Raw genomic sequence first — 12,679 nt, 5'->3', positions numbered from 1 at the left:
AAAAAGCCCCCTGCCGCGGAGGACAGGGGGCTTCGGGATCATGTATCGTCGAAGGTGATCAGGCGTTGTTGTCGACCACGACGATCAGATTGCCTTCGGCGTTGATATACGCGGCAGCGACATCCTCGGGCGTGTAGTCGGTGCCGTCGAAGACGCTGGACGGAAGCTGGCTGTAATCGGCATCCACGTCAGCGCCCATTGCGTTCTCGAGAGCCGCGGAGCCGTTCTCTGCGCCTTCGCCCTTCAGATCGGACAGAGCGACGATCTTGGCTTCGCCATCGGTTCCCACTTCATAATCGGCGAACTGGTCGGTGGACGCAGCGCCATTGGCCTGAAGGTCCGCGACGAGCTGACCATAGGTCTTCACCGACCCATCTTGGCCCATTCCACCATTCGAGCCCGCAGTTGTTGCGGCGTCCGTCGATGCGCCCATATCCGCGCTTGCGCCGACATCAGCGCCTGCAGCCTGCGCCGAGACCGATGCGCCAGCGTCCGTTCCGGTGGATACGTCAGCCTGAGCCAGGGCCGCAACGGGCGCGGCAGTGGCCAGAATACCTGCGAGAGCGATCGACTTGATGGTGTAGGTCATAGTGTTCTCCTTGCATTTCATGCGCCGACCGTCAGCCGGCAGAGAGAGAACACTGCGGAAAGATCACCGTTCCTGAGCGCGAGCAGGCTCGGAAAAACTCTGCTCAAACGTCGAAAATCGTGAGCGCGATAATGCCAAGGAACAAAACGATGGGCTCTTTGGATGGAACGCAGAGCTACGTCGGAAATTCGGGCCACGTTGGAACCTGCGCGAGACCGTCGGTGGCACAGGTTGGAACGCAGGAAGAAACCGAAACGCAGCCTGACGCCCCAGCTTCATTCACGTGGAAAACGGGTGATCGCGATACGGAAAACTCTCCCTCAGCCGGGAAAGCTTTCGCCGAAATCGCAAATATTCAGTGCGTCCAGTTCGCGCGGCGGTCGGTGGCGAAGTTCTCGCCATAGCCGCGGGCGCGGACATTCGGAGCGCGCTTATGCGGTTCGGTCACGACGTAATCGATGCCCTTTTCCTTGGCATAGGCTTCGGCCGCCTCGCGGGTCTCGAAGCGCAGCCGCACTTGGGCCTGCGTGTCGTTGGAGCTGGTCCAACCCATCAGCGGGTCGATCTCACGCGCGTCGGAGGCAACATAGTCGAGATACCAGAACCGCGTTTTCGCGGTGCCCGATTGCATGGCGTTGCGGGCGGGTTGGTAGATGCGCGCGCGCATGGGCAAACTCCTCTGCGATACCTCTCGCTTTTCTTAGTGCATCTGAGCCAAATCGCAAGCCCCGGAGCGCAAAGCCGAAAGATGCGAGGCGATTGTGCATGACATGCCGGACCCGGAGAGAACACCGCCGCCCGCCGCGCCGGGAGGATACCGGGAGCACCCGTAAGTTGAGGAACTGCCGACCGGCTGGGGAGCAAGAGGTGGGGGTGGTGCGCCGGCCGGCAGTCTGATGCTGCTTGCAAAGGGCAAGATGCGCGCGACCCGCCATGCATTCAAGCCAAACTGAGACGCAAGCCCCTGTTAAATATAGACAATTCGAAACTCCGCGTTAAGCCTTCCGTAACGCCTTTCGCAAACCCTTGAATGCGAACGAAAAGAGGACAACTTTGGGGGGCAAGCAAAAGGTCTGCGCGATGCCTCACAACAATACCAATCTGCCCTCCGAACGCCCCGACGTGCTCACCCGCCCCAAGCTGGAAGGCGGCAAGCGGTTCGTGATGCAGACTCAGTTCAACCCGGCCGGCGACCAGCCGACCGCGATTGCGGAACTGTCCTCCGGTGTCGAGGCGCAGGAACGCGATCAGGTGCTGCTGGGCGCGACCGGCACGGGCAAGACCTTCACCATGGCCAAGGTGATCGAGGAAACCCAACGCCCCGCGATCATCCTCGCGCCGAACAAGACGCTGGCCGCGCAGCTCTACGGTGAGTTCAAGAGCTTCTTCCCCGACAACTCGGTGGAATATTTCGTCTCCTACTACGACTACTACCAGCCCGAAGCCTATGTGCCGCGCTCGGACACCTATATCGAGAAGGAATCGCAGATCAACGAGCAGATCGACCGGATGCGCCACTCGGCCACCCGGGCGCTGTTGGAGCGCGACGATGTGATCATCGTGGCCTCGGTCTCGTGCATCTACGGTATCGGCTCGGTCGAGACCTATTCGGCGATGACGCAGGACCTCAAGACCGGCGATCTGATCGAGCAACGCAAGTTCATCAACGAGCTGGTGGCGCAGCAATACAAGCGACTCGATGCGGCCTTCCAGCGTGGCGCCTTCCGCGTGAAGGGCGACACGGTCGATCTGTGGCCCGCCCACTTGGAGGACCGCGCCTGGCGCTTCTCCTTCTTCGGCGAGGAGCTAGAGGCGATCACCGAATTCGACCCGCTGACGGGCGCGAAGACCGACAGTTTCGACCAAATCCGCATCTATGCGAACAGCCACTACGTCACGCCGCGCCCGACCCTGCAGCAAGCCGCAAAGGGCATCCGCAAGGAGCTGGCGCTCCGGCTGAAGCAGCTGGAAGAGGAAGGCAAGCTGCTGGAGGCGCAGCGCCTTGAACAGCGCACGAATTTCGATCTGGAGATGCTGGAAGCGACCGGCGTCTGCAACGGGATCGAGAACTACTCGCGCTACCTCACCGGCCGCGCACCCGGCGAGCCGCCGCCCACCCTTTTCGAGTTCATCCCCGACAACGCGATCGTCTTCGCCGATGAGAGCCACGTCACCGTGCCGCAGATCGGCGGCATGTATCGCGGGGACTATCGGCGCAAATTCACGCTGGCCGAACACGGCTTCCGCCTGCCGTCCTGCATGGATAACCGCCCGCTCAAATTCGAGGAATGGGACGCGATGCGCCCGCAATCGGTCTTCGTCTCGGCGACGCCCGCGGCATGGGAGCTGGAACAGACCGGCGGCGTCTTCACCGAACAGGTCATTCGCCCCACGGGCCTCTTGGACCCGGTCGTGGAGATCCGCCCGGTCGAGACGCAGGTGGACGATGTGCTGGACGAAATCCGCACCGTCGCGGCGCGCGGCTATCGCACATTGGTCACCACGCTGACCAAACGCATGGCCGAGGATCTGACCGAATACCTGCACGAACAGGGCGTTCGCGTACGCTACATGCACTCCGACATCGACACGATCGAGCGGATCGAAATCCTGCGCGACCTGCGCTTGGGCGCCTTCGACGTGCTGATCGGGATCAACCTCTTGCGCGAGGGTTTGGACATTCCCGAATGTGGGCTGGTCGCGATCCTCGATGCCGACAAGGAGGGCTTCCTTCGTTCGGAAACCTCGCTGATCCAGACCATCGGCCGCGCCGCGCGGAACTCCGAAGGCCGCGTGATCATGTATGCAGACAGGATCACCGGCTCGATGCAGCGCGCGATGGACGAGACCGACCGCCGCCGCGCCAAGCAGATCGCCTATAACGAGGAACACGGCATCACGCCCGAGACGATCAAGAAGAATGTCGATGACGTTCTGGCCGGGCTCTATCAGGGCGACACAGACATGTCGCGGGTTACCGCCAAGGTCGATGCGGTCAAACCCGGCGCGAACCTGCAGGCGCATCTCGACGACATGCGCGCCAAGATGCGCAAGGCCGCCGAGGATCTGGAATTCGAGGAAGCCGCCCGTCTGCGCGACGAGGTGAAACGTCTGGAGGCGGTGGACCTCGCCGTCCACGACGACCCGCTCGCGCGGCAATCGGCGGTAGAGGCGGCCAGCGAGGCCGCGGTCAAGGCGCAGGGCCGGTCGACTGCCGGACGGCCGGGTCAGCGCGGGGGTGTTAAGCGGAAGAAGGGGCGGTGAGGCTCGCCCGGCACATTGCCCTGAGCGCCTGGCTCGGTGTGATGACCGGACCGGCGCACGCCCAGATCCTCACTTGTGCCGCCCCACCCTTCGATAAGCCACCCGAAATCGCTGCGCTCGTCACACAGCTGCGTCCCGCCCTCGACCGCTGGCCGAGCCTGCATGTCGCGCTCTTTCAAGACGCTGGCGAGCTGTGTCTCGCCGACACGCTGCACGATGCGCGGGGATATTTCGAGCCGCGCTCCTCCCGGCTCGTGATCGCCACCGACATGGCACCCGCCCTGCAAAAGGCAGTTCTGATTCACGAATTGCGCCATCTGGAGCAGAAATTCCACGGTTCCTGTCCCGATCCGAACCTGTCGATGAAGGAAAATGCCCGCGCGATCTTCGCGATGGAGGCGGATGCGACGACCTTCAGCCTCGCTGTGGCTTGGGATCTGCGCGAAGCCGGGATGCCCGACGCCTGGGACGCGCTTGCAGGATGGCCGATGCAGGACGATATCGCCGCAGCCTTCGAGACAGAAATGGGCCGCTCGGACGATCTCATCAGCGCGGCCAGCGCCGCTTTCACCCAGTGGTACGCGAAAGATGCACGACGCGAGCTATACTACCTCGCGTCGTGCAGCGATTATCTCGAGTCCCGCGACCGGGAACACAGAATGCTCAGCTATGATCGGCTTTCCAGCAGCTTCTTCGACGCGCTTTGCCGGCTACCCGATGGCGAAGCCTACCCTTGCACAGAGCCCGGAGACTGAGGTTCAGCCCCCGCTGACCGTCAGCCCCAGCAGCCGCCACTGCTGCATCCCGCCGCGGTAGTAATAGATCTTTTCCGCCGGAAAACCGGCTTCGATCATGCGGCGGGCGGCGGTGGGCGACTGGCCGCACCACGGGCCGTTGCAGTAAAGCGCGACCGATTTCACGTCCTCGCCGTCGCAGATGAAGCCCTCGAAATCGGGTTGGCAGCCAAGCTCGCCCAGACGGTCGGGCGCTTCCATATAGGGGATGTTGATCGCACCGGGGATCGCGCCGCCCTCGAAGTCGCGCGTCACGCGCCCATCGATGACAACCACATTGGGATCCTTGAGAAATTCCATCATCTCCAGCTCCCCCACCGGGGTCACGCCGGGGGCCGGGATCATCGGCTGGATGCAGAAGCTCGGACAGGGGCGCGAGGTCTTGGCCCAGTCACCTTCCAGCTTGTTCTCGTTATCCTGAATCCGCTTGATCTCGACCGGGCCCTTGGCAGTGTCGACCGTGACGGACATGACGTCGGGGCGAATATTGACCGGCTCGGCGAAAGCGGGCTTGACCAAAACAGGCGCGGCAGCCAGCAGCGCGGCAAGAAAAATGAAACGCATGTTAACCTCCCTTTTTCGTGATCATAACACGACTGCCAGCCTTGTCGCCGGCGGTGTGGACCTTTAGCTCAACGAAATGAGAGCGATTTTGATCCTTGGTGCAGCGGTTTGGGCAGATGGCCTCCCCTCGCCCAGCTTGCAGCGGCGCACCCGTCACGCGGCATCGCTCTGGCACGAAGGCGCGGCGGAGCGGGTGATCTGTTGCGGGGGTGTCGGGCGGCATCCGCCGAGCGAGGCGGAGGTGATGGCCCGGATCTTGCGCGCGGAAGGCGTGGAGGCCGAGGCGATCTCTCTCGAAGACCGCTCGACCAGCACTTACGAGAATATCGGCTTCGCCCGGGCGCATCTGGAGAGCGACGAGGTGATCATCGTCACCGATCCCTATCACGCTCCGCGCGCGGTGATGATCGCGCGGCGGATGGGGCTGCGGGCGCGCGCGGACTGCCCGCCGCATCGGGCGAGCGCGAAGGCCCGCGCCCGCGAAGGGTTCGCCTATCTGAAGCTGGGATGGTGGCTGGCGCGCGGTGGGCCTTCGCCCTGAGGCGCGCGCCTTGAGTCAGTCGAGGATCATCTTGCCGATGACCAGCACGACGACCGCGCCGACAAGCGCGATGGCAATGATTGCAAGCAGCCCGCCCGCAGCCAGCACTGCCCCACCCAGAAGGGCCACGATGAAGGGGGTGATGAGGGCGCCGACCACACCGATCGCCAGATAGGCAGCCTTGTGACGCCCGCCCGATACGACGCTCGCGATCCAGCCCGCCAGAAGACCTGCGAGCACGAGAAAGATCAGCCCGACCGTGCCGATTGCTTGCAGAACGCTTTCCATGATGTCACTCCGATATGTCTTTTCACAACAACGCGAAGAGCGCCCCGAAGTTCCCTCTCCACGCGACCAATTCGGCAGCGCAGCAATACGCATGCCGGTCCGTCAGAAATCGGCGGAAACCTCGTACATCACCGGCTCGAAGTTGCGGCACAGCGTGTAGATCACGCGGTTGCGCGAGATCATCTCGGGGCTGCGCAGCATCGCCTGATAGTCGCCCCGCTCGTTCCATTTCGAATAGGTCGCGATCCGCGTGCGCGCGTCGTTCATATGCAGGCCCGCGCCGATGAAACCGGGCGCTTTCGAGATCACCTCGGAATAGGCGGCTTGCAGCTTCTCCATCAACTCATCGGCTGTGGCGGGCGTCATCTCGAAGGTGCAGATCACGGTCTGCCCTTTGAAATCGCTGGTAATCTCGGTCATGGGCGGTCCTCCTCGGCATCATGCTCGCACAGAAGCGCGCAGAAATCACCGCTCTTTTGCGGAGCTGCGTCAGAGTGGCAGAAGCGCCAGCGCCGGGACCGCCACGGTCAGCGCGATGCGGAGCAGATCGGCGCCCACGAACCAGCTCACTGCGCCCCAACCTCAGAACGAATGTTTCTCGATCAAAGCACGGGCGGAGGTCAGCAACTTCTCACCCGGCACACCGTTCTCTTCCATCTCGGCAACCCATGCGTCGATCACCGGCTGCGAGGCGTCTTTCCAGATCGACGTATCCTCGGCCGGGATCGTGATAATCTCATTGCCCAGATCCATCGCGACCTGACGCGAGGGGATATCCTCGGCCTGCTGCAGATGTCCCGCCTGCGCCGAGAACTCAACGCCCGAGACGCTGTCGATCGCGGCCTGCAGATCGGGGTCGAGCGCGGCGTAGCGGTCCTTGTTCATCGCGAGAATGAAGCTCGCCGTGTAGATCGAGGGGCCTGCAAATTGCGTGTGATGATGGACCAGCTCGCCGATCCGCAGCGAGGCCGAGACCTCCCAAGGCAGGAGCGCCCCGTCGATCGTCCCGCGCGAGAGCGCCTCGGGCACAGCCGGGACCGGCATCTCGACAGCCGTCGCGCCGAAATGTTCAAGCAGCTTCGTCGTCACCCGCGACGGGCCACGCAGTTTCAGCCCTTCGAAATCGGGGATCGCGCGCACGGACTTGTTCGCGTGGATCACGCCCGGCCCGTGCACCCAGGTCCCCAGCAGGTGAATGTCGCGGAAATCGGTGTCCACCATCTCCGCCTGCGCCAGCTCCCAAAGTGCGGCAGACGCGGCCTCGGCCTCGGCGACGAGGAAGGGAAGCTCCATCACCTCGGTGCGCGGGAACCGCCCCGGCGTGTAGCCCGGCAGCGTCCAGACGATGTCGACAACCCCGTCAGTGACCTGATCGATAAGATCGGTCGGCTTCCCGCCAAGCTGCATCGAGGGGTAATGCTGGATGCGCACCCGGCCCTGCGACGCCTTCTCGACCGCCTTTATCCAAGGGGTGAGGATATGGGCGGGCACGAAGCTGGTCAGCGGCAGGAATTGATGCAGGCGCAGCGTGACCTCGGGCTCCGCGGCCAGCACAGGCGGCGCGGCCAAGGCGGCGGCACCGGCGGCAAGGACGAAACTCTCACGGCGGGTAAATCTCTGGCTCATGCGGGTCTCCCTCTCACGCGGTCCAAAGCGGATTTACCCGGCGGATGCCCCCAACGTCCAGTTTTGCTTTTCGCGAGATGACGGGACCTGTCGTGCGGCCACAGCAGCGGCACTCGACGCGTGGCAAAACCGCTCCTTCCCGCAAAAGAAAAACCCGCGCCAAGCGCGGGTTTTTCCTGTCCCCGGAGCGTCAGGCCCTACCCCGTATCTCCGGAAATGAAAAAGGCCGGAACGCGTACGTCCGGCCCCTTCCAATTCGGTGTTACCCGAAATTAGTTGTTCGAGGCTGCGACAGCAACGCCGAGCAGCAGCAGAACCGGGATGATGATGCCGGCGTTCGAGGACGACGACTGCTCAACCACAACGGGCTCGGGCTCGACGACCGGAGCGGTGTAGCCGCCAGCAAAAGCGGTCGAACCGGTGAGGCCGAGGGCCAGGGCGATGGTAGCGATCTTTTTCATAGTAATCTCCGTCATTACCGTAGGGAGCCGCCGGACTTTTCTGGCAGCTTCCCGGCGAGACTTACACAGCTTCCCAGGATTGCAAAGAGTGAAATACACGGCCCATTCACGCAGAGGCGAAGACTGTTGCACTTTGGCACTTTTCTTGCATGAAATGCCCAGAATTCGTGTCTAACGCGGCACAGGCTACCATTCCGCGCTTCTGGAACGACGCGGATTCTGAGAAGAATTACGAGAACTTGTCCGGAACCGGCTTGCAATTTCGCCGCCCGGGAATCAAGGCACAGACACAGCACAGGCAAGGACGAGAATATGAAAATCGCGATGATCGGCACGGGCTATGTTGGCCTTGTTTCGGGGGTGTGTTTCTCCGATTTCGGCCATGAGGTCGTTTGCGTCGACAAGAACCCCGCGAAGATTGAAATGCTCGAGGGCGGCCGCGTGCCGATCTACGAGCCGGGCCTCGACGAATTGATGGTGAAGAACGTGGAAGGCGGGCGCCTGACCTTCACCACCGATCTCAAGGCTGCGGTCGCAGGCGCCGATGCGGTCTTCATCGCGGTCGGCACGCCGACGCGTCGCGGCGACGGCCATGCGGATCTGACCTATGTGATGGCCGCCGCCGAGGAGATCGCAAACGCGATGACCGGCTATGCGGTGATCGTGACGAAATCGACCGTGCCGGTGGGCACCAACCGTCAGGTTGCCGAGGTCGTCCGCAAGACCCGCCCCGATATCGAGTTCGACGTGGCCTCGAACCCCGAATTCCTGCGCGAGGGCGCGGCGATCGACGATTTCATGCGCCCCGACCGGGTCGTCGTCGGCACCACCTCGGAGAAGGCCGAGGCCGTGATGGGCGAAATCTACCGCCCGCTCTTCCTGCGCGAATTCCCGATCCTCTATACCGATCTGGAAACCGCCGAGATGATCAAATACGCGGCCAACGCGTTTCTGGCGACGAAGATCACCTTCATCAACGAGATCGCACGGCTCTGCGAAAAGACCGGCGCGGATATCAAGCAGGTCTCGCGCGGCATGGGGCTCGACGGCCGGATCGGCAACAAGTTCCTGCATGCGGGACCGGGCTATGGCGGTTCGTGCTTCCCGAAGGACACTGCGGCGCTCGCGCGGATCGGTCAGGACTATTCCTGCCCGATGGAGATCGTCGAAACCGTCATCAAGGTGAATGACGACATCAAGCGTCGGATGATCGAGAAGGTCGTCGATCTCTGCGGCGGCTCGGTCAACGGCAAGACGATCGCGATCTATGGCGTGACCTTCAAGCCGAACACCGACGACATGCGCGAGGCCCCAGCCCTTACCATCGTGCCCGCGCTGGTGGGTGGCGGCGCGAAGGTCCGCGTGGTCGACCCGCAGGGCAAGCGCGAGGGCGAAGCGCTGCTGCCGGGCGTGTCCTGGATGGATGACGCCTATGCCGCAGCCGAGAAGGCCGATTGCGTGGTGATCCTGACCGAGTGGAACGAGTTCCGCGCGCTCGACCTGCAGAAGATCGCAGCGACGATGGAGACCGCGCGCATGGCCGACCTGCGCAACATCTACGCCGAAAAGGACGTCAGGAAGGCGGGCTTCGAGGATTACGTTGCGGTCGGGCGGTAAGGCCCGACGGCATTGAAACCGATCCGGGAGGGGGTTCTGCCCCCGTCGCCGGAGGGCGACAATCCACGGAGAAAGAGGGGGCCCTGCCCCCGCCCTTCGGCCCCCCGGGATATTTCTCCCAAGAGGAAGAGGCGCGTGGTCAGGCCACCTGCCCTGCGGCCCAGCCGGACGCCCAGGCCCACTGGAAGTTGTAACCGCCGAGCCAGCCGGTGACGTCCACCACTTCACCGATGAAATAGAGCCCCGGCACCTGCTTCGCCTGCATCGTCTTTGCATCGAGCACAGCGGTCGACACGCCGCCCAGCGTGACCTCCGCCGTGCGATACCCTTCCGAGCTGACCGGCCGCACCTGCCAGCGATGGATCTGATCATCGAGCTTGGCGAGGTCCTTGTTCGATTGCTCGGCCAGCCGCCCCGATAGCTTCGCCTCCGCTACCACGAAATGCGCGAGCTTCTCGGGCAGATGCCGCGCGAGCGCATTGTGCAGCGCCTGCCGACCCGCCGCGTCGCGCTGCTCCGACAGGGCCGCCGCGATGTCATTGCCCGGCGCGAGATCGACCTTGAGCGTGTCGCCCTCGCGCCAATAGCTGGAGATTTGCAGGATGGCGGGCCCTGACAGCCCGCGATGGGTGAACAGCAGATCCTCGGCGAAATGCGTCTTGCCGAGGCGCAGATCGACGGGCCGCGCGAGACCCGACAGCGGCGCAGTGCGCGCCAGATCCTGCTCGGCGAAGGTCAGCGGCACCAGAGCGGGCCGCGTCTCCACGATATCGAGGCCGAATTTCTGCGCGATCTCGTAGCCGAGGCTGGACGCGCCCATCTTCGGGATCGACTTGCCGCCCGTAGCCACGATCACCGAAGCCGCGCGGATCGGGCGTTGCGAGGTTGTGACGAGAAAGCCGTCGCCCTCCCGCTCCACCCGCTCGATCTCCGTCTCGAGCGACAGCACGCCGCCTGCCGCGCGCAGATCGCGCAGTAGCAGGTCGATGATCTGCGTGGCCTTCCCGTCGCAGAAGAGCTGCCCCAGATGCTTCTCGTGCCAGGCGATCCCCGCCGCATCGAGCCGCGCGATGAAATCCGCGGGCGTGTAGCGCGACAGCGCCGAGAGCGCGAAGCGGGGATTGCGCGACAGGAATCGTTCGGTCGCGTTTTGCCGGGTCAGCAGACGATTGGTGAAGTTGCACCGCCCGCCGCCGGAGATTCGAATCTTCTCGCCTGGGCGCCGCGCATGGTCGAGCACCCGCACCGAGCGCCCGCGCCGCGCCGCCTCGATCCCGGCCATCAGCCCGGCAGCCCCTGCGCCCAGCACTAAAACATCGCAATTTTCCATGCCATCTCGCTTGCCGTAGCGGCGCGTGACGCGCAATCGAAATTTGTCGGATTTTCCTCTTGAAGCCCCGCGCCCACTTGGCTACATACCCCCCCACGTTGGGGCGTAGCCAAGTGGTAAGGCACCGGTTTTTGGTACCGCGCACCGTAGGTTCGAATCCTACCGCCCCAGCCACTTCCATTTTCTCAATAAAAACAACAACTTGCGGACCGGACCAGTTTCGCAACCGGAACACTTTTGCGGATCACGTTGCCGGATCATCAGAGCGCCCGTCATCGTCGAGTCGAAGGATCGCCTTCGCCCGCTCTACAGCCGCAAGCTCGGCCTCCATCTCCGACACCTCTCGCTCAACCCGCAGGAAGATCGGGAGGTAGGTGCGATCATGGAGCAAGAGCGCGGCAGACATACGCAGCATGCGCCTCAGGTCATCCAGCGCTACTGGGTCATTCATTAGACTTCTCCTGAAATGAAAAGGGCGAGGCCACGAGGCCCCGCCCTGTCCAATTGCCTGCGATGGCGGGATCAGGCAGCGCGCAGCACCTCACCCTCACAGTCCTCCCGGCAGCACTCAGGCATGACGCCCGCAGCGGCGAGAACGATCTTGATTTCGGTCTCGGGATCGGCGGGATTCTCAGCGGCTTTCATGAGGTCGGCGGCGAGCTGGTGCCATGCATCATCGGCGAGGAAGAAATTCATTCGGGGTCTGCTCCAAAGGGTTCTGATGGGCAGATTCTAGACTTGGCCGGACGCTTCACGCAAGAGCGAAATTCTATAAAAAGTGAACAATTTCAATAAGTAAGCAGTCACTTATCCCGCCCGAAAGTAGCTGCTTGGCCGTTTGGCTGGGCAGCTCAGAACATGTTGAAGGTGGGAAGAGCGCGCATGGTCTCCTCGGCTGCCTTTTCGTCGGCTTTGGCTGCGCGATCAGCATCACGCTTTTGAACGCGATCGACAAAGGCGGCTGCAATCTGCGCTTCGGTCATGCCCTTGGCAGCACAGTTTTTGCGCCACTTCGAGTCATTCCTTTGGTCTTGGTGACGCCTCGCGCGCTCTTCGCGCGTCATTTCTGACAAATCCGCGTTCGGCTGCTCGCGTTGCCGCCGGGAAGCATTGTATTCTTCACGGCCAGCACCTTTGCGCCAGTCGTCAATTCCTTCCTGCTTACGCGAAACGTCGCTCTCGGCACGTTCCTTTTTCTTGCGCGCCTCCTCGATCTGAGAATTAAGCGCGACCACGCTGTGAACATCAGCATCAACGGGGAGCGCCGCCTTTTGGGCTTCAAGCTCGCGCAACGTGGTCATGGCTTTGTCGAACCGCGTGACCTTCGGCTCGTGAATGATCACGTCAGGGTCATCGGGATCGGGGTCTTGGAAGTGACCACCCGTGCCTTTGAGCTGGCGAGGTGCCGGCTCAGGTGCGGCCTCGGCGGCGTCAGTTCCGATAGCGTCAAGCTCAGCGATAAGCGCAGCATCTTCGGCTTCGCGCGCAGCTCTAGAGGCTTCGCTATCGGCGTCGATCTGATCAGATGCCCTCCGAAGAGTCGGGTCTTGGTCTTGCAGGAAGTCGGGGAATGTCATAGTGTTGCTTTGCTTTTGAGACTATTTT

At 62.9% G+C, this 12,679-nt stretch carries 15 protein-coding genes and 1 tRNA gene; 5 read left to right on the top strand and 11 right to left on the bottom strand.

Going from position 1 to position 12,679, the window contains the following annotated elements; translation table 11 throughout:
• Positions 1–58: 58 nt before the first annotated feature.
• Together ACZ7GB_RS08165 and ACZ7GB_RS08160 are read right to left on the bottom strand one after the other, a co-directional pair.
• A complete protein-coding gene (locus ACZ7GB_RS08165) occupies positions 59–589 on the bottom strand; it encodes a hypothetical protein (protein ID WP_078548129.1) in 531 nt (176 codons plus the stop codon).
• A 355-nt stretch (positions 590–944) separates the two neighbouring features.
• Complete coding sequence (locus tag ACZ7GB_RS08160; protein ID WP_078520323.1) at positions 945–1,256, bottom strand: ETC complex I subunit; 312 nt, start codon at positions 1,254–1,256, stop codon at positions 945–947.
• A gap of 413 nt (positions 1,257–1,669) precedes the next feature.
• On the opposite strand from ACZ7GB_RS08160, the gene uvrB reads away from it, so the two are divergent.
• The gene (gene uvrB / locus ACZ7GB_RS08155; RefSeq protein WP_286789398.1) at positions 1,670–3,853 is read left to right on the top strand and encodes an excinuclease ABC subunit UvrB; all 2,184 of its coding nucleotides are present in this window, start codon (positions 1,670–1,672) and stop codon (positions 3,851–3,853) included.
• A 41-nt stretch (positions 3,854–3,894) separates the two neighbouring features.
• Entirely contained in the window at positions 3,895–4,608 is a 714-nt protein-coding gene (locus ACZ7GB_RS08150; protein WP_143595001.1) for a DUF6782 family putative metallopeptidase, read from the top strand.
• 3 nt (positions 4,609–4,611) lie between these two features.
• Here the strand turns inward: ACZ7GB_RS08150 and ACZ7GB_RS08145 are convergent, their stop codons facing one another.
• The gene (locus tag ACZ7GB_RS08145) at positions 4,612–5,211 is read right to left on the bottom strand and encodes a rhodanese-like domain-containing protein (RefSeq protein WP_472158245.1); all 600 of its coding nucleotides are present in this window, start codon (positions 5,209–5,211) and stop codon (positions 4,612–4,614) included.
• 76 nt (positions 5,212–5,287) lie between these two features.
• Between ACZ7GB_RS08145 and ACZ7GB_RS08140 the strand changes: the two genes are divergently transcribed.
• Positions 5,288–5,752 (top strand): YdcF family protein, encoded by a 465-nt coding sequence (locus ACZ7GB_RS08140; RefSeq protein ID WP_472158244.1) that lies wholly within the window; start codon positions 5,288–5,290, stop codon positions 5,750–5,752.
• 15 nt (positions 5,753–5,767) lie between these two features.
• Here ACZ7GB_RS08140 and ACZ7GB_RS08135 read toward each other — a convergent pair whose 3' ends face one another.
• From ACZ7GB_RS08135 to ACZ7GB_RS08120, 4 genes are all read right to left on the bottom strand, one after another.
• The gene (locus ACZ7GB_RS08135) at positions 5,768–6,040 is read right to left on the bottom strand and encodes a GlsB/YeaQ/YmgE family stress response membrane protein (RefSeq protein ID WP_472158243.1); all 273 of its coding nucleotides are present in this window, start codon (positions 6,038–6,040) and stop codon (positions 5,768–5,770) included.
• A 102-nt stretch (positions 6,041–6,142) separates the two neighbouring features.
• The gene (locus ACZ7GB_RS08130) at positions 6,143–6,460 is read right to left on the bottom strand and encodes an antibiotic biosynthesis monooxygenase family protein (RefSeq protein WP_078520328.1); all 318 of its coding nucleotides are present in this window, start codon (positions 6,458–6,460) and stop codon (positions 6,143–6,145) included.
• A 162-nt stretch (positions 6,461–6,622) separates the two neighbouring features.
• On the bottom strand, positions 6,623–7,666 hold the full coding sequence (locus ACZ7GB_RS08125; RefSeq protein WP_472158241.1) for a TRAP transporter substrate-binding protein: 1,044 nt from the start codon (positions 7,664–7,666) through the stop codon (positions 6,623–6,625).
• 272 nt (positions 7,667–7,938) lie between these two features.
• A complete protein-coding gene (locus ACZ7GB_RS08120; protein ID WP_172976163.1) occupies positions 7,939–8,127 on the bottom strand; it encodes a hypothetical protein in 189 nt (62 codons plus the stop codon).
• Positions 8,128–8,439: 312 nt separating this feature from the next.
• On the opposite strand from ACZ7GB_RS08120, the gene ACZ7GB_RS08115 reads away from it, so the two are divergent.
• The gene (locus ACZ7GB_RS08115; RefSeq protein ID WP_472158239.1) at positions 8,440–9,744 is read left to right on the top strand and encodes a UDP-glucose dehydrogenase family protein; all 1,305 of its coding nucleotides are present in this window, start codon (positions 8,440–8,442) and stop codon (positions 9,742–9,744) included.
• Positions 9,745–9,883: 139 nt separating this feature from the next.
• Here ACZ7GB_RS08115 and ACZ7GB_RS08110 read toward each other — a convergent pair whose 3' ends face one another.
• Complete coding sequence (locus tag ACZ7GB_RS08110; RefSeq protein WP_472158237.1) at positions 9,884–11,074, bottom strand: BaiN/RdsA family NAD(P)/FAD-dependent oxidoreductase; 1,191 nt, start codon at positions 11,072–11,074, stop codon at positions 9,884–9,886.
• Positions 11,075–11,173: 99 nt separating this feature from the next.
• Here ACZ7GB_RS08110 and ACZ7GB_RS08105 point away from each other — a divergent pair.
• Positions 11,174–11,248, top strand: a tRNA-Gln gene (locus tag ACZ7GB_RS08105).
• 70 nt (positions 11,249–11,318) lie between these two features.
• Here ACZ7GB_RS08105 and ACZ7GB_RS08100 read toward each other — a convergent pair.
• The 3 genes from ACZ7GB_RS08100 to ACZ7GB_RS08090 all read right to left on the bottom strand — a co-directional run bounded on the left by ACZ7GB_RS08100 (position 11,319) and on the right by ACZ7GB_RS08090 (position 12,651).
• The gene (locus tag ACZ7GB_RS08100; protein WP_472158236.1) at positions 11,319–11,525 is read right to left on the bottom strand and encodes a hypothetical protein; all 207 of its coding nucleotides are present in this window, start codon (positions 11,523–11,525) and stop codon (positions 11,319–11,321) included.
• 71 nt (positions 11,526–11,596) lie between these two features.
• Positions 11,597–11,770 (bottom strand): hypothetical protein, encoded by a 174-nt coding sequence (locus ACZ7GB_RS08095; protein ID WP_472158235.1) that lies wholly within the window; start codon positions 11,768–11,770, stop codon positions 11,597–11,599.
• A 155-nt stretch (positions 11,771–11,925) separates the two neighbouring features.
• Positions 11,926–12,651 carry a hypothetical protein gene (locus ACZ7GB_RS08090; RefSeq protein WP_472158234.1) on the bottom strand — a complete coding sequence of 242 codons (726 nt, stop codon included), beginning with the start codon at positions 12,649–12,651 and terminating at the stop codon, positions 11,926–11,928.
• Positions 12,652–12,679: the final 28 nt, after the last annotated feature.

Source organism: Thioclava sp. PTB-PU3-1 (assembly GCF_055666785.1).
Note: the sequence above shows the minus strand (reverse complement) of the source record. Positions and strands in the feature narration are given on the sequence as shown.

Bases quoted from the DNA above. Each gene is read 5' to 3' on its own strand.
- ACZ7GB_RS08165 (WP_078548129.1), bottom strand. From the start codon at position 589: ATGACCTACACCATCAAGTCGATCGCTCTCGCAGGTATTCTGGCCACT.
- ACZ7GB_RS08115 (WP_472158239.1), top strand. From the start codon at position 8,440: ATGAAAATCGCGATGATCGGCACGGGCTATGTTGGCCTTGTTTCGGGG.
- ACZ7GB_RS08135 (WP_472158243.1), bottom strand. From the start codon at position 6,040: ATGGAAAGCGTTCTGCAAGCAATCGGCACGGTCGGGCTGATCTTTCTC.
- ACZ7GB_RS08125 (WP_472158241.1), bottom strand. From the start codon at position 7,666: ATGAGCCAGAGATTTACCCGCCGTGAGAGTTTCGTCCTTGCCGCCGGT.
- ACZ7GB_RS08095 (WP_472158235.1), bottom strand. From the start codon at position 11,770: ATGAATTTCTTCCTCGCCGATGATGCATGGCACCAGCTCGCCGCCGAC.
- ACZ7GB_RS08120 (WP_172976163.1), bottom strand. From the start codon at position 8,127: ATGAAAAAGATCGCTACCATCGCCCTGGCCCTCGGCCTCACCGGTTCG.
- ACZ7GB_RS08100 (WP_472158236.1), bottom strand. From the start codon at position 11,525: ATGAATGACCCAGTAGCGCTGGATGACCTGAGGCGCATGCTGCGTATG.
- ACZ7GB_RS08130 (WP_078520328.1), bottom strand. From the start codon at position 6,460: ATGACCGAGATTACCAGCGATTTCAAAGGGCAGACCGTGATCTGCACC.
- ACZ7GB_RS08150 (WP_143595001.1), top strand. From the start codon at position 3,895: ATGACCGGACCGGCGCACGCCCAGATCCTCACTTGTGCCGCCCCACCC.
- ACZ7GB_RS08140 (WP_472158244.1), top strand. From the start codon at position 5,288: ATGAGAGCGATTTTGATCCTTGGTGCAGCGGTTTGGGCAGATGGCCTC.
- ACZ7GB_RS08160 (WP_078520323.1), bottom strand. From the start codon at position 1,256: ATGCGCGCGCGCATCTACCAACCCGCCCGCAACGCCATGCAATCGGGC.
- uvrB (WP_286789398.1), top strand. From the start codon at position 1,670: ATGCCTCACAACAATACCAATCTGCCCTCCGAACGCCCCGACGTGCTC.
- ACZ7GB_RS08090 (WP_472158234.1), bottom strand. From the start codon at position 12,651: ATGACATTCCCCGACTTCCTGCAAGACCAAGACCCGACTCTTCGGAGG.
- ACZ7GB_RS08110 (WP_472158237.1), bottom strand. From the start codon at position 11,074: ATGGAAAATTGCGATGTTTTAGTGCTGGGCGCAGGGGCTGCCGGGCTG.
- ACZ7GB_RS08145 (WP_472158245.1), bottom strand. From the start codon at position 5,211: ATGCGTTTCATTTTTCTTGCCGCGCTGCTGGCTGCCGCGCCTGTTTTG.